Here is a 21465-nt window from a genome sequence, read left to right as displayed (position 1 = left end):
CGCGGACCTCCACCACGGGCCACCATCAACGCCATGCTTTCCCGAACCGTCCACCATCTCTCGCGCACCACCAGCGGGATGTTCAACGTCAGCGTCGACCGCGTGCGCGGCCTGACCCTGGGCGAAGCGCGCGACCTGGTGCGCTTCGCGCGGCGCCGCCTGACCGAGGAGAAACTGCCCCAGGTGGCAGGCAGCCTCACCTTCACCACGACCCTGGCCCTGGTGCCGCTGCTGACGATCGTCCTGGCCATTTTTACCACGTTTCCCGTCTTCGGTCAGTTGCGCACGGCCCTCGATACCTGGTTCGTGCAGAACCTGATGCCCAAGGCCATCGCCAACACGGTCAGCGCCAACCTGACCCAGTTCGCCAGCAAGGCCAAGGGCCTGTCGGCGGTCGGCGCGGTGGCCCTGCTGTTCACCACGGCGGCCATGATGGGCATGATCGAGCGCGCCTTCAACCAGATCTGGGGCGTGCGCCGGCCGCGCCGCCTGTCGCAGCGCATCCTGATCTACTGGGCCTTGGTGTCGCTGGGGCCGATCCTGTTCGGCCTGTCGCTGACCGCCAGCGCGCAGCTGTTCACGGTGACCAAGGCCGTGCCTTTCGTGGGCGCGCTGTTCTACACGGTGATTTCGGTGGCCCTGACCACCGGCGCCTATACCTTGCTCTACATAACCGTGCCGAACCGCTCGGTGGCCTGGCGCGACGCCGTCTGGGGCGGGCTGGCGGCCGCGATCGCCTTCGAGATCGCCAAGCGCGTGTTCGCCCTGTTCATCCGCCAGTTCCCGGCCTACGCCATCATCTACGGCGCGCTGGCGGCCCTGCCGCTGTTCCTGATCTGGATGTACGTGTCCTGGCTGATCACCCTGGTCGGCGCCGTGCTGACGGCGGCGCTGCCGGTGGTCAAGTACGAGCGCTGGTGGCACCAGCCGGCCCCGGGCAGCGCTTTCGTCGACGCGATGGCCGTGCTGAAGGTGCTGCACGGCAGCGCGCAGCTGACCGGCACCGCCCTGGTGTCGAGCGCGACGGTGCGCGCCCATACCCGCATCGGCTACGACGAAATGGGCATGCTGCTCGAGAAGATGGTGGCGGCCGGCTGGGTCGGGCGGGTGCAGGACGAGGTCGGCACGCGCTCGCGCTGGGGCCGCGGGGTGCGCGAGACGGCCGACAACTGGGTGCTGCTGGTGGATCCCGGCAAGCTCAGGCTGGCCGACGTCTACCGCCTGTTCGTGTTCGATCACAGCGAGGCGGACGTGCTCCAGCGCGACGAGCCGGCGCCGCAGACGCCGCTGGCACTCGATACCGGCGCGCTGGCGCGCCAGGTCGAAGGCGCGGTCGAAGAAGGGCTGGAACAGACGCTGGCGGAGCATTTCCGGCCGAACGCGGCCGATTAGAAGGCCACTAGAAGGCGACGCGGCGCGCTTCGCTGGGTTTCTTGCGCGCGCGGCGGAAGTGGAAGCCCCACAGGGGCTCGCCGCGGTAGACCATGCGATGGGGGCCAACCGCGTCGGCCGGCGCAGCCATGCCGCCGGCCGCGACCGCCTGGCTGGCGCGCGCGTCGACCGTGACATACCGGATGAAGTCGCCGATTTCCGTGGCCGTAGGACGGGCGGCGCCGATTTCCGGCTGCGCGTCGTTCCGGAGTTGGCCGGCGAGATCGGGATAGACCGTGCAGACAGCATCGAGGCCGACGCCATCGGCGAGGGCGGCGCGAGCGTCCGCCAGGCGCAGATCGGCATCCCACGCGGGATCGCGCTGCTCGAGAAGGGCCTCGTCACGGGCCCAGGGATCCTGGGGCGCGAGCAGGCGTTGTAATTTTGAATAGAAATTGTGGAACATAAGCGTCGACTGGAACAGCCGGTTGTAGGGCAACGATACACCGAACGACAGGCGGCTGCAATCCGGCGCACGAACGGGCTTGTGTTTTCAGAAACAAATCTAGTGCTCAGCCGTGATGTAGCGTTCCAGCCTCTGCCGGCTGGAAGTGTCCAGCAGATCAAGGCTGCCGTGCCAGCGCGAGCCGGACAGCAGCCGTATGCCGAGCTGCAAGGGCTTGCGCGGCTTCATGGGCAGGCCGAACCAGCGTTTCACCGGCGTCGGCGCCACCGCGGCCGCCGGTAGCCGGAGCTCGCGAAGTTGCCGGATATTCAGTGGCCGCTCGGGATCGCACAGCTGCTCCACCAGGTCGTGCAGCGCATTCGCCTTGCCGTGCTGCCGGTCGAAGGCTTCGATCTCGTCCGGCGCCAGGGCGGCGTAGTTGCGCTTGACGGTGGCGATGACCGCCGGCCAGTCGGCCGCGTCCGGCACGAAGCCGAGCTTGGGCCAGAACGATCCGCCGACGGACAGACCGGCGGTCAGTTCGATGGTGTGTAGCCCCACCTGGTCGTAGAGCGACAGCGAGGCCGACAGGATGGTTTTGAGATCGTCGCCGCCCCGGTAGCGCGGGTGGATCACGAGATAGTCGTGCCTGGCGACCTTGCGGTCCAGGTCCAGGGTCCGATGGCAGTAGTAGAGATGGCGCCGCCCGCGCTTGGCGACGACCTTGCAGCTCAGCCGGCCATCGGCGGCCACATGGATGCGCGCCGCGCAGGGGGCGGCCGCCGGCGCGAAGGCGGCCGCGAGTTCGTCCGGAGACATGGCAGCCGGTAAATGGCCGGACTGAATTAGCCCGGCGAAACGCGCCTGCTGCCGGGTTCGGTATCCGGAAAACAAGCCATGCGGCGCGTGCATCCGGCCGTAATCCACCCGGCGAAGCGAGATCCAGGGCAGCAGGAACAACAGGGCCAGGCTCCAGCGCGTCGCCGGGGAGCGGAACAGCCAGAACTCCCGCCAGTAGAACAGCAGCAGGTGCCAGCTGGTGAACAGTCTTTCCGTCATGCTGACCCCTTGTGCTAGCGATGGGTGCGTGTCACCAGCTGAGTTTACCGGTCAGCATCTGCCAGTACATGATCCAGTCGGCGCGGAACGAATACCAGGGGTAGTCGAAGGTGGCCGGCTTGTTCTTTTCGTAGAAAAAGTGGCCGATCCAGGCTCCTCCGTAGCCGCTCACGAAGGCGAACAGCAGCCACCACCAGTTCATGCTGTCGATGAACTGGGCGACGGCGGCGATCGCCGACGAGGTGCCGAAGAAATGCGCCCGGCGGCAGCGCCTGTCCTCGTGCTGGCTCAGGTAGTAGGGATAGAACTCCGCAAAACTGGCGAAGCGTGCACGGGCAGGGGTGCTCATCGGGCGTCTCCTGATCAGGTGGCGGTCGTGGAAACTGCGGACCTGGCAAATGCGGACAAGGCGTCGAGCACGGCATCGGGGGCCTCGGTCATCAGCGAGTGGCCCGCTTCCACGGTGACGATTTTGCCATGCTTGATCGCGCCGGTCAGCAGTTTCGCGGAACGGGGCGGGGTCATCATGTCCTTGTTGCCCAGGATGAACAGGGTCGGGCAGGCGATGCCGCTTGCCGCCGCTTCGCCGTTCGCATAGCTGTTGCAGGCGGCGAAGTCGGTGTGGAAGAGCTGGTCCGGATTGCGCGCCGACATGCGCTGCATCAGGCGCCGTGCCCCACCCATGACCGAGAATCCCGGTCCCGGGGACGAGGGCTTGTGCGCGATCGAGGAGTGCGAAAAGATGTTCACCATGTCGATCGCCGCCTCTTCGTCGCTGCGCGAGGTCTCGAGCAGGGCGTCCGAAACCTTCATCGGATAGGTGGTGCCCAGCAGGGCGAGCCCCAGTGCGCGCTGTGGCGCCCGGTGCGCCGCTTCCAGGGCGATCAGCGAGCCCATGCTGTGCCCGCCCAAGACGGCCCGGTCCACGCCGGCGGCGTCGAGCAGGGCCAGCAGCCAGTCCGCCAGTTCCTCGACGCTGCCCAGCGCCGGCCCCGCGCTGCGGCCGTGGCCGGGCAGGTCGGGAATCAGGACCGCGTGGCCGTGGTGGGCCAGGTAGCGGCTTTGCAGGCCCCACACCGAGTGGTCGTTCTGGGCGCCGTGCACCAGCACGATGACCGGGAGTGCGGGGTCGAAGGCCTTGCCGCCCGTATAGCAGTAGGCCTGCTTGCCTTGTACGTTCAGCAGCATCTCAGGCTCCTTTCTGGGCCAGCTTCAGGCCGCGCTTGAGGTCTTCGATCAGGTCGGCCGGGTCTTCCAGGCCCACCGACAGGCGCATCGTGCCCTCGCTGATGCCGCTCGCGGCCAGCTGGTCGGCGGGCACGCGGAAGTGGGTGGTCGAGGCCGGGTGGATGACGAGCGACTTGGCGTCCCCGACATTCGCCAGGTGCGAGAACACCTGCAGGGCGTCGGCGAAGCGGCGCCCGCTGGCGCGGTCGCCCTTGAGATTGAAGGTGAACACGGCGCCGCAGCCCTTCGGCAGCAGGCGCTGGGCCAGGGCGTGGTCCGGGTGGCTTTCCAGCTCCGGGTAGGAGACCGACTCCACCGCCGGATGCGACAGCAGGAACTCGACCACCTTGCGCGTATTGGCGACGTGGCGCTCCATGCGCAGGCCCAGGGTCTCGATACCCTGCAGGATGGCGAAGGCGTTGTGCGGGCTCATGGCCGCGCCGAAGTCGCGCAGGCCTTCGCGGCGCGCGCGCAGGGCGAAGGCGCCGACGGTCGATTCCTCGGCGAACACCATGCCGTGGAAGCCCTCATAGGGTTCGCACAACTCAGGGAAGCGCCCGCTGCGTTCGTGTGCGGCCTGCCAGTCGAAGGTGCCGCCGTCCACCAGCAGTCCGCCAATGGCGGTGCCGTGCCCGCACAGGAACTTGGTGGCCGAGTGGAACAGCAGGTCGGCGCCCAGGTCGAAGGGACGCTGCAGCCAGGGCGTGGTGAAGGTGGCGTCGACCATCAGCGGCAGGTCGTGTTCGTGGGCGATGGCGGCGATCGACGGGATGTCCAGCACGTCCAGGCCCGGGTTGCCCAGGGTTTCGCCGAACAGGATCTTCGTGTTGGGACGGATCGCGGCGCGCCAGGCGTCGAGGTCGCGCGGATCGACAAAAGTGGTCTCGATGCCGAAGCGGCGCAGGGTGTACGAGAGCAGGTTGTGCGAGCCGCCGTACAGGGCGCGCGAGGCCACGATGTGGGCGCCCGCGCCGGCGATGGTGGCCAGGCCCAGGTGCATCGCGGCCTGGCCGCTGGCGGTCGCGATGCCGGCCACGCCGCCTTCGAGGGCCGCGATGCGCTCCTCCAGCACCGCGTTGGTCGGGTTCGAGATGCGCGAGTAGACATGGCCGGCGCGCTCCATGTTGAACAGCGCCGCGGCGTGGTCCGAATCGCGGAAGGCGAACGAGGACGTGAAATGGATCGGGGTCGCGCGCGCGCCGGTGGCCGGATCGGCCGTGGCGCCAGCGTGCAGGGAGAGGGTGTCGAAACCGGGATAACGGGGACCGCTCATCGTCTGGGACTCATCGGGAGTGAAGATGGCGGGCATCCTAGCATCTATTTAACTTTGCGCAACTACTTGTCTATACCTGATGGATACGCTAGATGTCAGCCTCGAGCGCGGTGCTGGATTTTTTGACGGGCATCAGCTACAGTCGGTGTTATGGCTTATACAAAAGTATCTTCTTCTAGCGCTCTTCTCAACGAAACCGGGGTGGCCAACATGAAAGTTTCCGAGATCCTGCAGGTCAAGGGTGAAGTCCTGTACACCGTAGCTCCCGACACGCCGCTGGTCGATGCGGCGACGACGATGTCCGAGAAGGACATCGGTTCGCTGGTGGTGATGGAGTACGGCGACCTGGTCGGCATGCTGACCTTCCGCGAAGTGATCAAGGCGCTGCGCGAGAACGGCGGCTCCCTGGGCGCCGGCACGGTGCGCAAGCACATGGACGACAGCCCGATCACCGTCACCCCGGACACCGAGGTGAACGAGGTGCGCCGCATCATGCTCGAAAAGCACGCGCGCTACCTGCCGGTGATGAATGCCCGCACCCTGCTGGGCGTGATCTCGTTCTATGACGTGGCCAAGGCCGTGCTGGAAGCGCAGAGCTTCGAGAACCGCATGCTCAAGGCATACATCCGCGACTGGCCGGCCGAAGAGACCGCGACGGATTGATTCACCACGTGTAGGGTTGGCGGCTCGGCCGCCGACGCGTCCACGCGGCGTTTGCGGTGCGAATCACGAAGCGGCAACGCGGCCGCTTGTTGAGCGCGTCGGCGGCATGGCGGCCGCCCCTACCGCAGTGCGTCCTTTCACGCGGCGCGGTTCAGCGCCTGTTTCCCCAGCCACTCCACCAGGTCTTCCGGCGTCAAGGGCCGCGCGAACAGGTAGCCCTGGGCCAGCGGGCAGCCCAGCTGGCGCAGGATCTGCGCCTGGCGCTCGTCCTCCACGCCTTCCGCGATCACCGACAATCCCAGGTTGCGTCCCAGCTGCACCACCATTTCGGCGATGCTGCTGCCGCGCGCCGAACCGGTGATTTCGGTGACGAAGGCGCGGTCGATCTTGAGGCGGTCCACCTGCAGCCGCTGCAGGTGCGACAATGAAGAGAAGCCGGTGCCGAAGTCGTCGATCGCGATCGACACGCCGGTGCGCTTGACCTGGGCCAGCTTTTCCACCAGCAGGGCCGGTTCCTCCATCGCCATCGATTCCGTGATCTCGAGCTCGATGTACTCGGGCGGCGCGCCCGTGTCCTCGAGCGCGCGGCGCAGCATGTCGAGGAAGTGCGGATGGCGGAACTGCACCTGCGAGACGTTCACCGACATCGTGAATTCGCGGTGCCCGGCCTGGCGCAGGCGCATCAGCTCCGCGCAGGCCTGGCGCAGCACCCATTCGCCGATCTCGACGATCAGGCCCGAATACTCGGCGATCGGAATGAAGCGGTCCGGCGGCACCAGGCGGCCGTCCTCGGTGCGCCAGCGCAGCAGCGCCTCGGCGCCGAAGGGGCGGTTGGACAGCAGGTCGACCTGGGGCTGGTAGGCCAGGAACAGTTCGCCGCGCTGGAAGCCGCTGCGCAGCGCGTGCATCATGCGCACCCGTTCGCGGATCTCGACGCCCATGCTGCGCGAGAAGTAGAAGTGGCCGGCGCGCTGCTGCGACTTGGCGCGCTTCAAGGCGATGTCGGCGTCCTTGAGTGCATCGGCGCCACTGCCGTCGTGCTCGCCCAGGCGCACCAGGCCGAGCGTGGCCGAAACCTGCACGTCCTGGCCGTCGATCTGGAACGGCTCGCGGAACAAGGCCTGGATCGGCGCCGGCTGCACCGCGCTGGCGTCGCCCAGCACGCAGAAGATGTCGCCGCCGATGCGCGCCACCTGCAGGCCCGGATCGAGGCGCGACTTGAGGCGCCGTCCGACCGCCACCAGCAGCAGGTCGCCGAAGTGGTGGCCCAGCGCGTCGTTGGTCTCGGCGAAGTGGTCCAGGTCGACCAGGGCCAGGATGGCTTGCGCGCGCTGCGGCGCAGCCAGGGCGGCGTCGACCAGTTCCACCAGGCGGGTGCGGTTGGGCAGTCCGGTCAGGGGATCGTGGAAGGCGGCCTGGTTCAGGTGGGTGACCAGTTCGACATTGTCCAGGCCCACCGCGACCATGCCGGCGAAGACCTGCAGCAGGCGCTGCTCGGTGTCGTTGACGGGGCGGTCGAGCGGCACGCAGGCCGCGAAGTCGCGGCCGGCCTTGCCGGGGAAATACAGGGTCAGCAGGCCGTCGTCGACGCCGCCGCGGCGGGTCAGCAGGGCGCGTTCGATGGCGATCGCGAGTTCGCCGCCGCGCTGGCCGCCCAGTTCGCGCCCGTCCAGGTGGCGGCAGGCGCCGTTCGCGGCGACCGCGCGCAGGATGTCGGGATGGGCATGGCCGGTTTCGCGCACGCACAGGACGCCTTCGGCGGGTTGGCCAAGGAGCTGGCCCAGCTGGCTCAGGATGCCGAGGGCGACGTCGCGCACGCCATGCAGGGCCATCAGCTCGGCGCCGGCGGCGACGATGCGCTCCAGTCCCAGGCGGTTCTCGTCGAGTGCGCGGATCTGCTGGTAGGAGCGGATCGCGGCGGCGACGGTGGTGTACAGCTTGGTGCGGGTCAGCTCGGACTTGGTGCGGTAATCGTTGATGTCGTAGCCGCGGATGGCGTCCATCTCGGGCGCGTAGCCGGGCTGGCCGGTGCGCAGGATGATGCGCACCTCGTGCTGGCCGAGTTCCTCGCGGATCCGGCGCACCAGGTTGAGGCCGGCGTCGGCGCTTTCCATCACCACGTCCAGCAGGACCACGGCGATGCCGGTGTCGCGGCGCAGCAGTTCGAAGGCTTCGGCGGCCGAATACGCGTGCAGGAAGCTCAGCGGGCGGCCCTGCATCTCCACGCTGCCCAGTGCGAAGGTGGTGGTCGAGTGCACGTCGGCATCGTCGTCCACCACCAGGATGCGCCAGGCGGCGCGGGCAGGGGATGCCGAACTGTCGTCCCCTTCGTCGGCAAAGACGAGATCGTCATGGCTCATGGGCACATCCTTCAGGGCGCCGGAGGGCGTCATCGATGCGGGCATGTGTTACTTCTCCAAGATAGCTCGGCATGTGATCGGCTCAGTATATATGCAATTAACAAGGAGAAAGTCACCAATTCCCCCAAGTGCATAAAATATATCCATGCGGCAACGTTTTTTGACGCTTGCGCAACGCCGGAGGGGCCCCGGCGCCGCACCTGGGCTGCTGGTAGAATGGTAATTCGACCAATTCCCGCGAGAAGAAGTAGACCATGTCCGGCAACTCATTTGGCAAGCTGTTTTCCGTAACCACTTTCGGCGAGTCGCATGGCCCGGCCATCGGCTGCGTCATCGACGGCTGCCCGCCCGGGATGCTTCTGAGCGAAGCCGACATCCAGCCCGAGCTGGACCGGCGCAAGCCCGGCACCTCGCGCCACGTGACCCAGCGCCAGGAAGCCGACCGCGTGCAGATCCTGTCCGGCGTGTACGAGGGCGTGACCACCGGCACGCCGATCGCGCTGCTGATCCAGAACGAGGACCAGCGCAGCAAGGACTACGGCAACATCGCGGAGAGCTTCCGTCCCGGACATGCCGACTATACTTATTGGCACAAATACGGGGTGCGCGACCCGCGCGGCGGCGGCCGCTCGTCGGCGCGCCTGACCGCGCCGGTGGTGGGCGCCGGCGCCGTGGCCAAGAAATGGCTGCGCGAACAGTTCGGCACCGAGTTCTTCGGCTGCATGCGCACGCTGGGCGACATCGAGGTCCCCTTCGAATCCTGGGAACATGTGCACGCGAATCCCTTCTTCGCGGCGACCTCCGACTCCGCCCTGCTGGCGCGCATGGAGGCGGCAATGGACGAGCTGCGCCGGGCCGGCGATTCGATCGGCGCGCGGATCGACGTGGTGGCGCGCAAGGTGCCGGTGGGACTGGGCCAGCCGATCTACGACAAGCTCGACGCCGACATCGCCTATGCGATGATGGGAATTAACGCGGTCAAGGGCGTGGAAATCGGGGCCGGTTTCGGCTCGGTGGCGCAGAAAGGCTCCGAGCACGGCGACGAGCTGACGCCGGAAGGATTCGTGGGCAACAACGCGGGCGGTCTGCTGGGCGGGATCTCGACCGGGCAGGACATCACGGTGTCGATCGCGATCAAGCCGACTTCGTCCATCCGCACGCCGCGGCGCTCGATCGACAAGGCGGGCAATCCGGTGATGGTGGAGACTTTCGGGCGCCACGATCCCTGCGTGGGCATCCGGGCGACGCCGATCGCGGAAGCGATGCTGGCGCTGGTGCTGATCGATCATGCGCTGATGCACCGGGCGCAGTGTGGGGATGTGCGGGTGTCGACGCCGGATATCGCAGGCTGAAAGCGACTTGGGTCCCCGCCTTCGCGGGGATGACGTTTTACGGTGGCGGGCCGCAAAGTCACTTTCGGCTATGCACTCAAGAACGTCATCCCCGCGCAGGCGGGGACCCAAGTTGATGTTCGTTAATCAGAAGTCGATACGTGCCTACACCCGCGTCGCAATCGCCTCCAGCTGGTGCCGCCGCTCCACCGTGCGCACCACCAGCCCGCGCAAATCGTTCAGCAGCGCAAACTCCGTCTGGCTCAGGATCACCGACGGGAAGCTGTCATCCCAATCCCCGTAGATGAAGCCCGCCGGCTGCCCGTGGGCGCACAGCGGAATCACCACGAAGCAGCGCGCCTCGGACAGGGTGCCTTTCCACCAGCCCGGCAGCTTGGCCGCGAACTTGGCGTCGCGCGCGTTCTCGATGAAGATCACGCGGTCGCTGCCCAGCGCCGCGTGGAACACGTTCGGCTCGTAGATATCGTCGAACTGCAGGTGCGGCAGCAGGTTCTTGGCGCCGTCGCCGAAGCCCAGGCGCGCCGAATACTTGCCTTCGCGGCGGTTGCGCAGGAAGGCGAAGGAGCGGCTGAAGGACAGGCCCTTGTGCATGGTCTCGAGGGCCATTGAAATCATCTGGCCCGCGGTGGCGCTCGGGCCGGCGTCGCGCATGTCGGCCACGCCGCTCATCAGGATCTTGTTGCCGGCCACGCGCTTGCGCGTCGCCATGGCTTCCTGCGCGCGCTTTTCCAGCGGCTTGGCCAGCGGTGCAATGGAGAGGTCGGACGCCGCCTCGACCTTGGCCTTGCCGATCGCGGTCAGGAGGCCGGTCGGTTCCACACCCAGCATCGGCGAGAAGCTTTCGGCCAGGGTGGCGACGCGCGCGGCGCCGGCCTCGTCGTCGCTCCACAGCGCGTCGGCGGCCAGGGTCGACATGGTGCCCAGCGCGGCCAGCCAGTCGTCGTGGCCGAAGCCTTCGCCGCGCTCGCTCGGCTCGACGCGGCGCATGCCGGCGATCAGGTTGCGCGGCAGGCCCCAGTGCCCGGCGGTGGCGCGGCCGATTTCCTGCAGCGACATGCCCAGCACGGGTTCGGCGGCCAGTTCTTCCATGCCGGCGCCGGCGTGTTCGGCCATCTGCACCCAGCGTTCCGGCATGTAGAAGGTGATCATCATCCGGCCCAGCGAGTGCAGGATCGAGCAGACCACCGCTTCCTCCGGGTCGCGCGTGGCGGCGCTGGCGGCCACCTGCTGCGCCACCATCCCGGCCAGCACCGCTTTTTCCATCTCGATGTGGGCGGCCTCGGTGTCCGGTGTGCTGCGGCTCAGTTCCTCGATCAGCTTCAGGCCCAGGGCCAGGTGGCCGATGGCCTCGGTGCCGAGCACCAGCACCGCCTTGGAAATGGTATTGACGCGCTGGCCGAAGGCCGAGTACATGCTGCTGTTCGCCAGGCGCAGCACCTTCTGGGTGAGCACGGGGTCGGACAGCACGGTCTGGGTCATCGAGAATTCGCGCTCGTCCTCGCCGCGCATGGAGGCGAGGATGGCGTTGATGGCCTTGGTGAATCCAGGCATGTCGCCCTGGCGGCGGATGCGTTCCCACAGCAGGGCGAGGGTGGCTTCCCCTTTCGGCGAGCGCGCGTTGTCGGCTTGTGTCGTCATGGTTTGACCGTCCGGGTTTCGGCCGGCAGGAGAGCGGTATAAAGGTTTTCCTTGAGGGCGGCCAGGGCCACGTTGGCCGGCATCGGTTTGCCGGTCAGGTAGCCCTGCACGTAATGCACGCCCTGGGTATCGAGCCAGGACAGCTGTTCTTCGGTCTCGACGCCTTCCGCGACCACCGACAGGTCGAGGTGCTTGGCCAGGTCGAGCACGGCGTTGCAGATGGCGGCGTCCTTCGTGGCCTCGGGCAGGTCCTTCACGAACGCACGGTCGACCTTCAGGACCGAGATCGGGAAGCGCTTCAGGTAGGCGAGCGAGGAATAGCCGGTGCCGAAATCGTCGATCGCGATACGCGCCTCGCGTTCGGCCATCTTGGTCAGGATCGATTCGGCGTGCTGCGGGTCGATCATCAAGGTGCCCTCGGTGATCTCGAGCACCAGCTGGCGCCCCGGGGTGCCGGACATCGCCAGCGCGTCGTCGAGCACCTGCAGGAAGCGGTCGCTGCGGAACTGGCGCGGGCTGATGTTGACCGAGATATAGAGCTCGCGGCCCGCCACCTCCTGGAACTGGCGGATCTGCATGCAGGCCGCCTTCAGCGCCCAGGCGCCCAGCAGGTTGATCAGGCCGTTGGTCTCGGCGATCGGAATGAAGCGGCCCGGCGGCACCATGCCCAGGGTCGGGTGCTTCCAGCGCATCAGGGTCTCGAAACCCTCGATGGTACGGGTGCGGGCGTCGACGATGGGCTGGTAGAACAGCAGGAACTCGCCTTCGCGCACCGCGTTGAACATCGCCGCCTCGAGCGAGATATCGTGCTCCGGCGGGCCCTGGTCGCGCGGGCTGTAGAGCACCGTGCGCGCCTTGCCGGTTTCCTTGGCGCGCGACATCGCGGTATCGGCCAGGGTGATCAGGCGCACTTCGTCTTCGGCATGGTCCGGATAGACCGCGACGCCGATCGAGGCGCCCAGGTAGATCGTGTGGCCCGCCACTTCGAAAGGCGACTGCAGGGTCGCCATCAGGCGGCCGGTGACCAGCTTGATCTGGCCATCGGAGAAAGTACCGGGCAGGACCGCAACGAATTCGTCGCCGCCCACGCGCGCCAGGGTGTCGCTGTCGCGCAGGGTGCGGCGCAGGCGGCCGGCGGCCATCTGCAGCACGGCGTCGCCCACCGGGTGGCCGAGGCCGTCGTTGACCTTCTTGAAACCGTCCAGGCCGATGGTGGCGACCGAGAAGCCCTGGCCGGAACGGCGCGCGTTGGCGATCACCATGCGGATGCGGTCCGACAGCAGCACGCGGTTCGGCAGTTCGGTCAGTGCGTCGTGGGTCGCCATGTGGCGCAGGCGCTCTTCGGTCGCCTGCTGGGCCGACATGTCGCGTCCGATCACGAGGATCGGGGCGTCGTCGCCGCTGTCGAGCATGGCGATGCGCAGTTCGTAGCAGACCTCGCGTTCGCCCAGGCGGAAGCGGGCTTCGACGATGGCGGGTTCGGTGCTGCCCACCGAGCTCACCAGTGCGTTGCGCAGGGCGGCCTGGTCGGCTTCGTGGACCAGGGACACCAGTGCGCGCCCGGGCTCGACACCGCTCAGGCGCTGCGCGCGCGTGCTCGCCGCGCGGATCTGGCCGCCGGAGGTGACGCGGAAGACGGCGTCGCCGGCCGTTTCCATCAGGCCGTCAAGCAGTCCCGCCGGCAGCGGAGCGCTCGCCTGAGCTTGGGGCACGGCGGAAAAACTGGTGTGCATTATTAAATGATTGCCTTTTGAACGCTGGCACGTGCACGACATGCCGTCCCGGGAGCGCGCAACGCTCCAAACCGTGCAAGTCTACCAAACCTCATGCGACTCTATCATTGAAAGATTCCAAAAGGCATTAAAAAACACAAGCCCCGGGGCCATTTCGCGCACATTTGCGCTGGAACAGGCGGCTTGCCACGCATGAACGTTTGCGCTAGCCTGCTTGTCGGATCGCCAAGACCCAACCGTACGTACGTCACCATTGTCGCCGATTCTTGCTGGATAGCAAATCGCAAGCGACCATTCTGATGCTTCTATGCAACATGGGCAAATAAAAACAGTGCGAATCGCACGAGGAGACGCCGGATGAACCTGTTCGAGACCCATGAAGTGTTCAACCAGGCTCCGCCTTTTGCGGGAGCCAACCTCTACGCTTGCGACTCAGCGCTGCGGGAAGGCCTGGAGCGCGAGGGTGGCGGCTGGGCCGCGCCCATGCTCGATGCGCTCGGGGCACGGCTGGGCAGCGCCGAGGCCCAGGAACTGGCGCGCCTGGCGAACGTCCACGGCCCGCGCCTGACGACCTACGACCGCAGCGGCAACCGGGTCGATGAAGTGGAATTCCATCCGGCCTGGCACCAGCTCATGGCCATGATGATCGGCGCCGGCGCCCACGCTGCGCCCTGGGTCGACAGCCGCTCCGGCGCCCAGGTGGCGCGCGCCGCCCAGTACCTCCTGTTCGGCCAGCTCGAGAACGGCGCCCAGTGCCCGGTGACGATGACCTATGCCTCCGTGCCGGCGCTGCGCCGCCATCCGCGCATCGCCGGCAAGTGGCTGCCGAAGATCCTGTCGCGCGACTACGATCCGCGTTCGCTGCCGGTGGAACAGAAGCGCGGCGCCCTGGTGGGCATGGGCATGACCGAGAAGCAGGGCGGCACCGACGTGCGCGCCAACACCACGCGCGCCGAGCCGATCGCGCCGTCCGAGGCGCAGGCCCGCTTCGGCGCGGAAGGCGAGGGCGCCTACCGCATCGTCGGCCACAAGTGGTTCTTCTCGGTGCCGCAATCGGACGCCCACCTGATCCTGGCCCAGCTCGACGAGCAGGGCAGCGCGGGGCTCAGCTGCTTCTTCGTGCCGCGTTTCCTGCCCGACGGCAGCCGCAATGCGATCCGGGTGCAGCGCCTGAAGGACAAGCTGGGCAACCGTTCCAACGCTTCCTCCGAAGTCGAGTTCCATGGCGCGATCGGCTGGATGATCGGCCAGCCCGGACGCGGCATCCCGACCATCCTCGAGATGGGCAGCCACACGCGCCTGGACTGCGTGCTGGGAAGCGCCGCCATCATGCGCGCCGCCCTGTGCCATGCGCTGCACCACGCGCGCGGCCGCGCCGCCTTCGGCCGCAAGCTGGCCGAGCAGCCCCTGATGCAGAACGTGCTGGCCGACCTGGCGCTGGAATCGGAAGCGGCAACCGCCTTCGCGCTGCGCCTCGCGCGCTGCTACGACCAGCCCGGCGACCCGCGGCAGGCCCTGCTGGGGCGAATCCTGACCCCGGCCGGCAAGTACTGGATCTGCAAGCGCGGCCCGGGCTTCGGCGCCGAGGCCATGGAAGTCATGGGCGGCAACGGCTATGTCGAGGACGGCCCGCTGGCCAGGCTCTACCGCGAATTCCCGGTGAACTCGATCTGGGAAGGCTCGGGCAACGTGATGTGCCTGGACGTGCTGCGCGCGATCGGCAAGTCGCCGGAAGAGGCGCGCGCGGCCCTGGCGGCCGAGCTGATGCCGGCGGCCGGCCTGGACGCGCGCTTCGGCGCCTATGCCGGCCGGCTGCTGGACGAGTTGCCGGCCTACCTGGAGGACGAATCCGGCGCGCGCAGGCTGGCCGAGCGCCTGGTGCTGGCGGTGCAGGGGGCGCTGCTGCTGCGCCATGCGCCTGCCTGTGTCGCGGACGCTTTCCTTGCCTCGCGCATTGCGCAGGACCCGGGCGGGGCTTTCGGGCGCCTGCCCGCGGAAAGCGACTGCGCGGCGATCCTGGCGCGGGCGCTGCCGGCCTGATCGCGGCGATGCCGCGCATTATTTCTTCGACAAAGGGCCGCGCGGCTGGGATAATGCTGGCCTACCGAGCATCCAGCTCCCGCTTCACACCCGAATACCTTCCTGGCCGACCATGAAACAAGACCCGCGTTTTCCGAACCTGTTCATCCTGAACCACCCGCTGATCCAGCACAAGCTGTCGCACATGCGCGAGCACGACACCTCGACCCGCACCTTCCGTGAGCTGCTGCGCGAGATCACGCTCCTGATGGGCTACGAGATCACGCGCGACCTGCCGCTGACCACGCGCCAGATCACCACCCCGCTGGTCACCATCGATGCGCCCGTCATCGCCGGCAAGAAGCTGGCGGTGGTGCCGATCCTGCGCGCCGGCATCGGCATGAGCGACGGCCTGCTGGAACTGGTGCCCTCGGCGCGGGTCGGCCACATCGGCGTGTTCCGCGACCCGGACACCCACGAGCCGGTCGAGTACCTGGTGCGCCTGCCGGACGTCACCGACCGCACCTTCATCCTGTGCGATCCGATGGTCGCCACCGGCAACTCGGCGGTGCACGCGGTCGACGTGCTCAAGAAGCGCGGCGTGCCGGACGAACAGATTTTGTTCCTGGCCCTGGTGGCCGCGCCGGAAGGCATCGCCGTGTTCCAGAAGGCGCACCCGAACGTCAAGGTCTACGTCGCCTCGCTCGACTCGCACCTGAACGACGACGCCTACATCGTGCCGGGCCTGGGCGACGCGGGCGACCGCATCTTCGGCACCAAGTAAGGCACGAGGACGGCGATGACGCATCCGGCCGACCAGCAGTTCTTCGCGCGCCTGGCCGCGCTGAACGACAAGTTCGCCAACAGCCTGCCCGGCACGCTGGACCGGCTGGCCGGCCTGGCGCGCCGGCTCGACCCGGCCGCGCCGGCGCCGGCGGCCGACGATCTGCAGGCCATGCTGCACACGGTGGCCGGTTCGGCCGCCACCTTCGGCTACCGCGGCCTGGGCCACCATGCGCGCGCGCTCGAGCAGCGCCTGCGCGTGCTGCAGACCTTCGAGTCGGTGGCGGCGGCGGACTGGCAGGACTGGCTGGGCGAGCTGGACCGCTTTATCGCCGACGCGCGCCGCGATCCGAAATCCCTGTCCTGAAACGCGCTGCGGTGCAAGGCCGCGGCGCAAGAGTCTTCTGCGGGCGCATTTGATTCAGCGCAAACATTTGAGCTGCCCATTCCCCTATATTCTTCCTACTGCCGAATATTAAGAACCGGCGCCCGAATTCGTTGATTCAAGGAATGTTGCGGGTCCCTTGATTTTTTATTTCACGAATAAGGCGTGCGCTCCTTTTATTCGGTATAATACGGGATCGTTGGGTTCGAGCTAGTAGTGCAGTCTGTCTGTCATTCCTTTCTTGCTTCTTCAAACGATCTAAAACGGGCGCAAGCCCAACTTAACCGAAATAGGAAATTGTAATGGCAACTGGCATCGTGAAATGGTTCAATGATTCGAAGGGTTTTGGCTTCATCACCCCTGACGAAGGCGGCGAAGATCTGTTTGCACACTTCTCGGCAATCCAGAGCGCCGGCTTCAAGTCGCTGCAGGAAAACCAGCGCGTCTCGTTCGACGTGACCACCGGCCCGAAGGGCAAGCAGGCAGCGAACATCCAGCCGCTGTAATCGCGCGCTGAATCGCTCTTCTGCGATCGCAAAAATCCCCGGAATTGCCGGGGATTTTTTTTGCCTGTAGGTATCGCACGGATAGCGGCGACGTCCGGTTGGCGGCTCCGCCGCCGATGCATTCATGCGCATCGTGAACGGCCGTGCTAGCGCATGTTGAACGGGTCGGCGGCATGGCCGCCAACCCGACGGTTCATGGTAGCGCTCAGCTTCGCAGGGTGGGCCGGCCTGCTCCGGCACGCATCAAGGCGTTAATGCCATGTATCCCGCATAAGGCCTCAGCGGTGCCGCCAGTAATCGGGCTGCGCATACGTCCGCCGTAGAAAGTCCACGAAAGTCCTGATCCGCAAAGGCAGGTGGCGCCGCTGCGCGAACACCGCATAGATGTCATTGCCGGGCGCCGAATACTCATCCAGCACCGTGAACAGTTCGCCGCTGGCGATCTGTCCGCCCACTTCCCACATCGAGCGCCAGGCCAGGCCCTTGCCGGCCAGGGACCAGGCATGCAGCACCGCGCCATCGTTGCACACCATGTTGCCGCTGACCTTGAGCGTGACCGGCTTGCCCTTGTCGAGGAAAGTCCAGCCGCGCTGGCTTCCTTCGCTGCTGATCGCCAGGCAGTTGTGCTTCGCCAGGTCCGCCAATCCCTGCGGCCGGCCGTACCGCTTGAGATAGGCGGGCGTCGCCACCACCACCCGGTGGTTGTCGGCCAGCTTGACCCCCACCAGGCTGGAATCGTTCAGGCTGGCGATGCGGATCGCCACGTCCACGCCTTCGCCGACCACGTCGACCACGCGGTCGTTCAGGTTCAGGTTGACCGTCACCTCGCGGTGCTCGGCCAGGAAGGAGGGCAGCAGCGGCGCCACGTGCTGGCGGCCGAAGCCCGCCGGCGCCGACACCAGCAGGTGGCCGGTGGCGCGCGCGCTGCGCTCCGACGCCGCGTTCTCGGCCTCGTCGAGTTCGTCCAGGATGCGCTGGCAGTCCTCGAGGAAGGCCGCGCCTTCATCGGTCAATACCAGCTTGCGCGTGGTCCGCTGCAGCAGCTTGACGCCCAGGCGGGCCTCCAGCGCATCGAGGCGCCGCCCGATCATGGCCGGCGCGATGCCCTCCGCGCGCGCCGCCGCCGACAGGCTGCCGCGCGCCGCGACCTCGACAAAGGTCTCGATCTGCCGGAATTTATCCATCTACTCCCTCGATTACGTCACAAAAACGCACAGATGTAGTGCGTATTTGTATCGTTTAGCTATGTTCCAGTGAATATACTTGAAGCCAAGACAAACGCCAAGCCGGTGTAAACTGGCTTGAGCAGGCAGTACGCGTCGCCATTTTTTCTTTCCTCCAGGAGTAGCAGCATGACCATCAGCACCCCCGCCGGCATGGAAATCCGCGCCGAGATCAAGCCCGGTTACGAACAGATCCTCACGCCGCAAGCCCTCGAACTCGTCGCCAAGCTGTCGCGCGCCTTCGAGCCGCGCCGCCAGGAACTGCTGGCGGCCCGCGCCGAGCGCGCGCGCCGCCTGGACGCCGGCGAGCGTCCGGACTTCCGTCTTGACACCGCCCATATCCGCACAGGCGACTGGAAGATCGCCCCGATCCCGAAGGCGCTGGAATGCCGCCGCGTGGAGATCACCGGCCCGGTCGAACGCAAGATGGTCATCAACGCCCTGAACTCGGGCGCCGACAGCTACATGACCGACTTCGAGGATTCGAACACCCCGAACTGGGACAACCAGCTCACCGGCCAGATCAACATGATGGACGCGGTGCGCAAGACCATTTCGCTCGAGCAGAACGGCAAGACCTACAAGCTGAACGACAAGGTCGCGACCCTGGTCGTGCGTCCGCGCGGCTGGCACCTGGACGAGAAGCACGTGCTGGTCGACGGCAAGCGCGTCTCGGGCGGCATCTTCGACTTCGCCCTGTTCATGTTCCACAACGCGAAGGAACAACTGGCGCGCGGCGCCGGTCCCTACTTCTACCTGCCGAAGATGGAATCCCATCTGGAGGCGCGCCTGTGGAACGACATCTTCGTGATGACCCAGAACGAGCTCGGACTGCCACAGGGCACGATCAAGGCGACCGTCCTGATCGAGACCATCCTGGCCGCCTTCGAGATGGACGAGATCCTGTACGAGCTGCGCGAGCACAGCGCCGGCCTGAACGCGGGCCGTTGGGACTACATCTTCTCGTGCATCAAGAAGTTCAAGCTGGACAAGGACTTCTGCCTGGCCGACCGCGCCAAGGTGACGATGACCTCGCCCTTCATGCGCGCCTATGCGCTGCTGCTGCTCAAGACCTGCCACAAGCGCGGCGCGCCGGCCATCGGCGGCATGGCGGCCCTGATCCCGATCAAGAACGATCCGGCCAGGAACGAGGTGGCGATGGGCGGCGTGCGCAACGACAAGGCGCGCGATGCGACCGACGGCTACGACGGCGGCTGGGTGGCGCACCCGGGCCTGGTCGAGCTGGCGATGGCCGAGTTCACCAAGGTGCTGGGCGACCGCCCGAACCAGATCGACAAGCAGCGTCCGGACGTCGAAGTCACGGCCAAGGAGCTGCTCGACTTCAAGCCTGAAACCCCGATCACGGAAGACGGCCTGCGCTACAACATCAACGTCGGCATCCACTACCTGGGCGCCTGGCTGGCGGGGAATGGCTGCGTGCCGATCCACAACGTGATGGAAGACGCCGCGACCGCCGAGATCAGCCGCTCGCAGGTGTGGCAGTGGATCCGTTCGGACAAAGGCGTGCTGGAGGACGGCCGCAAGGTGACTGCCGAGATGGTGCGCGCCATGATTCCGGAGGAGCTGGCCAAGGTGAAGGCGGTGGCGCCGAACGGCGACAACCCGAGCTATGTGCGCGCGGCCGAGATCTTCGAGGAGATGTCGACCTCGGACCGCTTCGCGGAGTTCCTGACCTTGCCGCTGTACGAAGAGATCTGACACGCCTAGGGTCGGCGGCTCGGCCGCCGGCCCTGCGGTGCCCCGTGATCAACTAGAACACGTTCTTCCACTCCCTCAGCGCCGCGAAGGCCTGCACAGGCGGCGCCCCTTCCGCCAGCCGTCCCGCCCGCACGAGGCTGTCCACGATCCCCGGTTCGGTATAGCGCAGGAAGGGATTCGTCCCGCGCTCCAGTCCGATCGTCGACGGCACCGTCGGCAGCCGCGTGCCGCGCCGCTCGGACGCGTCGCGCATCCGCAGTTGCACCGCCTGGTTGTCCGGCTCCACCGCCTGGGCAAAGCGCAGATTTGAAATCGTATACTCGTGCGCACAGTAGACCAGCGTATCGTCCGGCAGCGCCGCCAGCTTGGCCAGCGACGCCGTCATCTGCTCCGGCGTGCCTTCGAACAGCCGTCCGCAACCGCCCGCGAACAGGGTGTCGCCGCAAAACAGCCAGTTGGCCCCGTGCTTGTCGTCCAGCCTGCGGCGGACATAGGCGATGTGCCCGCGCGTGTGTCCCGGCACGTCCAGCACCTCCAGCTCCAGGTCCAGGCCCGGCACGGTGATCCGCTCGCCTTCGCCGAGCGGATGGGTGAGGGCCTTGACGCCGTCGTGGCGCGGGCCGAAGACGGGCACCGGGCCATCGGCCAGCAGGCCCGGCACGCCGCCGATATGGTCAGCATGATGGTGGGTGAGTAGAATGGCGGTCAGGGTCAGCTTGTGCGCGGCCAGGGCCTCGCGGATGGGCTCGTCGTCGCCAGGGTCGACCACCGCTGCGTGGACGCCGTCGTGGATCAGCCAGAGATAATTGTCGTTGAAGGCGGGTATAGTAAGAACAGTCAAGTCCTGGGCTTTGCTCGGCGAATTCGTCATGGTGGGAATTGTTTCAAAAGGGATGGCATGGACAGCGCGAAGGACCTGAACGGCGCCGAAAAATCCATTATAGCGCTCGATATCTGGCTGCAATCGCAGGCGGGCGCATACGTGCGCGCCTTCGAGCAGGCCTGCCTGGACGAGCTGACGGCGGATATTTTCGGCTTCAATGCGCTGCAGATCGGCGTGCCCCAGCTCGACGCGCTGGCCGCCAACCGCATGCCCAACAAATGGCAGGCGGCCACCCGCACCTCGACCGACAACGAGCTCGCCTTCGCCGCGGGCGGCAAGCAGATCGCCGTGGCGCTCGACTTCGCCGAGCTGCCTTTCGCCTCGCAGAGCATCGACCTGGTGGTCTTGCCCCACGTACTGGAATTCGCCGCCGAGCCGCACCAGGTGCTGCGCGAAGTCGAGCGCGTATTGATTCCGGAGGGCCAGGTCATCATCTGCGGCTTCAACCCGGCCAGCCTGTGGGGCGTGCGCCAGGGTGTCGGCCGCTTCACCAGCAACGACTATTTACCGGCCTCCGGCGAATTCATTTCTATGCCGCGGCTGAAGGACTGGTTAAAATTGCTGAACCTCGGCGTGACGCGCAGCCATTTCGGCTGCTACGCGCCGCCGTGCCGGACGGCGCACTGGCTGAGCCGGTTTTCCATGATGGAGTCCGCCGGACGCCGCTGGTGGCCCTACCTCGGCGCGGTCTACGTCGTGCATGCGATCAAGCGGGTCAAGGGCATGCACATCATCGGACCGGCATGGAACAAGAAAACGAGCAAACGGCCGCAGGCAGTGCCGGCAGCGAACAGAGAATGAGCGAAGAACAAAACACAGCAGCAAA

Annotated in this window: 19 protein-coding genes; 9 read left to right on the top strand and 10 right to left on the bottom strand. The window is 66.8% G+C overall.

Going from position 1 to position 21465, the window contains the following annotated elements:
* Window positions 1-78 precede the first annotated feature (78 nt).
* Complete coding sequence (locus V7778_RS20440) at window positions 79-1392, top strand: YihY family inner membrane protein (RefSeq protein ID WP_335558654.1); 1314 nt, start codon at window positions 79-81, stop codon at window positions 1390-1392.
* Between the two features lie 7 nt (window positions 1393-1399).
* Here the strand turns inward: V7778_RS20440 and V7778_RS20435 are convergent, their stop codons facing one another.
* The 5 genes from V7778_RS20435 to V7778_RS20415 form a co-directional block, all read right to left on the bottom strand.
* Window positions 1400-1837 (bottom strand): hypothetical protein, encoded by a 438-nt coding sequence (locus V7778_RS20435; RefSeq protein ID WP_335558623.1) that lies wholly within the window; start codon window positions 1835-1837, stop codon window positions 1400-1402.
* A 99-nt stretch (window positions 1838-1936) separates the two neighbouring features.
* Entirely contained in the window at window positions 1937-2875 is a 939-nt protein-coding gene (locus V7778_RS20430; protein ID WP_335558620.1) for a hypothetical protein, read from the bottom strand.
* Between the two features lie 31 nt (window positions 2876-2906).
* Window positions 2907-3224, bottom strand: a complete 318-nt coding sequence (locus V7778_RS20425; protein WP_335558618.1) for a DUF962 domain-containing protein — start codon at window positions 3222-3224, stop codon at window positions 2907-2909.
* 14 nt (window positions 3225-3238) lie between these two features.
* A complete protein-coding gene (locus V7778_RS20420; protein WP_335558616.1) occupies window positions 3239-4063 on the bottom strand; it encodes an alpha/beta fold hydrolase in 825 nt (274 codons plus the stop codon).
* A 1-nt stretch (window position 4064) separates the two neighbouring features.
* Window positions 4065-5375 (bottom strand): O-acetylhomoserine aminocarboxypropyltransferase, encoded by a 1311-nt coding sequence (locus tag V7778_RS20415; protein WP_335558615.1) that lies wholly within the window; start codon window positions 5373-5375, stop codon window positions 4065-4067.
* Window positions 5376-5585: 210 nt separating this feature from the next.
* Between V7778_RS20415 and V7778_RS20410 the strand changes: the two genes are divergently transcribed.
* Window positions 5586-6038 carry a CBS domain-containing protein gene (locus tag V7778_RS20410; protein WP_211519930.1) on the top strand — a complete coding sequence of 151 codons (453 nt, stop codon included), beginning with the start codon at window positions 5586-5588 and terminating at the stop codon, window positions 6036-6038.
* Window positions 6039-6175: 137 nt separating this feature from the next.
* Here the strand turns inward: V7778_RS20410 and V7778_RS20405 are convergent, their stop codons facing one another.
* Complete coding sequence (locus V7778_RS20405) at window positions 6176-8443, bottom strand: GGDEF/EAL domain-containing response regulator (RefSeq protein ID WP_335558613.1); 2268 nt, start codon at window positions 8441-8443, stop codon at window positions 6176-6178.
* 209 nt (window positions 8444-8652) lie between these two features.
* Here V7778_RS20405 and aroC point away from each other — a divergent pair, with 209 nt between their 5' ends.
* Complete coding sequence (gene aroC, locus V7778_RS20400) at window positions 8653-9750, top strand: chorismate synthase (protein WP_335558611.1); 1098 nt, start codon at window positions 8653-8655, stop codon at window positions 9748-9750.
* A gap of 144 nt (window positions 9751-9894) precedes the next feature.
* Here aroC and V7778_RS20395 read toward each other — a convergent pair whose 3' ends face one another.
* Window positions 9895-11388, bottom strand: coding sequence for an HDOD domain-containing protein (locus tag V7778_RS20395; protein ID WP_335558610.1), 1494 nt, complete (start codon window positions 11386-11388; stop codon window positions 9895-9897).
* Entirely contained in the window at window positions 11385-13121 is a 1737-nt protein-coding gene (locus V7778_RS20390) for a putative bifunctional diguanylate cyclase/phosphodiesterase (RefSeq protein WP_442920741.1), read from the bottom strand. Before V7778_RS20390 ends, V7778_RS20395 begins: the two co-directional genes overlap by 4 nt.
* 357 nt (window positions 13122-13478) lie before the next feature.
* On the opposite strand from V7778_RS20390, the gene V7778_RS20385 reads away from it, so the two are divergent.
* The 4 genes from V7778_RS20385 (at window position 13479) to V7778_RS20370 (ending at window position 16814) form a co-directional block, all read left to right on the top strand.
* Entirely contained in the window at window positions 13479-15161 is a 1683-nt protein-coding gene (locus V7778_RS20385) for an isovaleryl-CoA dehydrogenase (protein WP_335558608.1), read from the top strand.
* 112 nt (window positions 15162-15273) lie between these two features.
* Window positions 15274-15924, top strand: a complete 651-nt coding sequence (gene upp / locus V7778_RS20380; protein WP_211522699.1) for a uracil phosphoribosyltransferase — start codon at window positions 15274-15276, stop codon at window positions 15922-15924.
* 15 nt (window positions 15925-15939) lie between these two features.
* Complete coding sequence (locus tag V7778_RS20375) at window positions 15940-16290, top strand: Hpt domain-containing protein (RefSeq protein WP_335558605.1); 351 nt, start codon at window positions 15940-15942, stop codon at window positions 16288-16290.
* Window positions 16291-16610: 320 nt separating this feature from the next.
* Complete coding sequence (locus V7778_RS20370) at window positions 16611-16814, top strand: cold-shock protein (protein WP_211521980.1); 204 nt, start codon at window positions 16611-16613, stop codon at window positions 16812-16814.
* Window positions 16815-17092: 278 nt separating this feature from the next.
* Here V7778_RS20370 and V7778_RS20365 read toward each other — a convergent pair whose 3' ends face one another.
* The gene (locus tag V7778_RS20365) at window positions 17093-17998 is read right to left on the bottom strand and encodes a LysR family transcriptional regulator (protein WP_335558602.1); all 906 of its coding nucleotides are present in this window, start codon (window positions 17996-17998) and stop codon (window positions 17093-17095) included.
* A 168-nt stretch (window positions 17999-18166) separates the two neighbouring features.
* Between V7778_RS20365 and aceB the strand changes: the two genes are divergently transcribed.
* Window positions 18167-19756 carry a malate synthase A gene (aceB, locus tag V7778_RS20360; RefSeq protein WP_335558600.1) on the top strand — a complete coding sequence of 530 codons (1590 nt, stop codon included), beginning with the start codon at window positions 18167-18169 and terminating at the stop codon, window positions 19754-19756.
* 52 nt (window positions 19757-19808) lie between these two features.
* Here the strand turns inward: aceB and gloB are convergent, their stop codons facing one another.
* Window positions 19809-20627: a hydroxyacylglutathione hydrolase gene (gene gloB, locus V7778_RS20355; protein ID WP_335558598.1), complete on the bottom strand. Its 819-nt coding sequence runs from the start codon at window positions 20625-20627 to the stop codon at window positions 19809-19811.
* A 27-nt stretch (window positions 20628-20654) separates the two neighbouring features.
* Here gloB and V7778_RS20350 point away from each other — a divergent pair, with 27 nt between their 5' ends.
* Window positions 20655-21440, top strand: coding sequence for a class I SAM-dependent methyltransferase (locus tag V7778_RS20350; RefSeq protein WP_335558597.1), 786 nt, complete (start codon window positions 20655-20657; stop codon window positions 21438-21440).
* The last annotated feature ends 25 nt before the right edge of the window (window positions 21441-21465 follow it).

The sequence above is a fragment of the Massilia sp. DD77 genome (assembly GCF_036961685.1).
In the GTDB taxonomy this organism is placed as follows: Bacteria; Pseudomonadota; Gammaproteobacteria; order Burkholderiales; family Burkholderiaceae_D; genus Telluria.
This window is presented reverse-complemented; position numbering and strand designations above follow the sequence as displayed.

Excerpts from the sequence above, each read along its gene's own strand:
- V7778_RS20440 (WP_335558654.1), top strand. The coding sequence starts at position 79 with ATGTTCAACGTCAGCGTCGACCGCGTGCGCGGCCTGACCCTGGGCGAA.
- V7778_RS20435 (WP_335558623.1), bottom strand. The coding sequence starts at position 1,837 with ATGTTCCACAATTTCTATTCAAAATTACAACGCCTGCTCGCGCCCCAG.
- V7778_RS20430 (WP_335558620.1), bottom strand. The coding sequence starts at position 2,875 with ATGACGGAAAGACTGTTCACCAGCTGGCACCTGCTGCTGTTCTACTGG.
- V7778_RS20425 (WP_335558618.1), bottom strand. The coding sequence starts at position 3,224 with ATGAGCACCCCTGCCCGTGCACGCTTCGCCAGTTTTGCGGAGTTCTAT.
- V7778_RS20420 (WP_335558616.1), bottom strand. The coding sequence starts at position 4,063 with ATGCTGCTGAACGTACAAGGCAAGCAGGCCTACTGCTATACGGGCGGC.
- V7778_RS20415 (WP_335558615.1), bottom strand. The coding sequence starts at position 5,375 with ATGAGCGGTCCCCGTTATCCCGGTTTCGACACCCTCTCCCTGCACGCT.
- V7778_RS20410 (WP_211519930.1), top strand. The coding sequence starts at position 5,586 with ATGAAAGTTTCCGAGATCCTGCAGGTCAAGGGTGAAGTCCTGTACACC.
- V7778_RS20405 (WP_335558613.1), bottom strand. The coding sequence starts at position 8,443 with ATGCCCGCATCGATGACGCCCTCCGGCGCCCTGAAGGATGTGCCCATG.
- aroC (WP_335558611.1), top strand. The coding sequence starts at position 8,653 with ATGTCCGGCAACTCATTTGGCAAGCTGTTTTCCGTAACCACTTTCGGC.
- V7778_RS20395 (WP_335558610.1), bottom strand. The coding sequence starts at position 11,388 with ATGACGACACAAGCCGACAACGCGCGCTCGCCGAAAGGGGAAGCCACC.
- V7778_RS20390 (WP_442920741.1), bottom strand. The coding sequence starts at position 13,121 with ATGCACACCAGTTTTTCCGCCGTGCCCCAAGCTCAGGCGAGCGCTCCG.
- V7778_RS20385 (WP_335558608.1), top strand. The coding sequence starts at position 13,479 with ATGAACCTGTTCGAGACCCATGAAGTGTTCAACCAGGCTCCGCCTTTT.
- upp (WP_211522699.1), top strand. The coding sequence starts at position 15,274 with ATGAAACAAGACCCGCGTTTTCCGAACCTGTTCATCCTGAACCACCCG.
- V7778_RS20375 (WP_335558605.1), top strand. The coding sequence starts at position 15,940 with ATGACGCATCCGGCCGACCAGCAGTTCTTCGCGCGCCTGGCCGCGCTG.
- V7778_RS20370 (WP_211521980.1), top strand. The coding sequence starts at position 16,611 with ATGGCAACTGGCATCGTGAAATGGTTCAATGATTCGAAGGGTTTTGGC.
- V7778_RS20365 (WP_335558602.1), bottom strand. The coding sequence starts at position 17,998 with ATGGATAAATTCCGGCAGATCGAGACCTTTGTCGAGGTCGCGGCGCGC.
- aceB (WP_335558600.1), top strand. The coding sequence starts at position 18,167 with ATGACCATCAGCACCCCCGCCGGCATGGAAATCCGCGCCGAGATCAAG.
- gloB (WP_335558598.1), bottom strand. The coding sequence starts at position 20,627 with ATGACGAATTCGCCGAGCAAAGCCCAGGACTTGACTGTTCTTACTATA.
- V7778_RS20350 (WP_335558597.1), top strand. The coding sequence starts at position 20,655 with ATGGACAGCGCGAAGGACCTGAACGGCGCCGAAAAATCCATTATAGCG.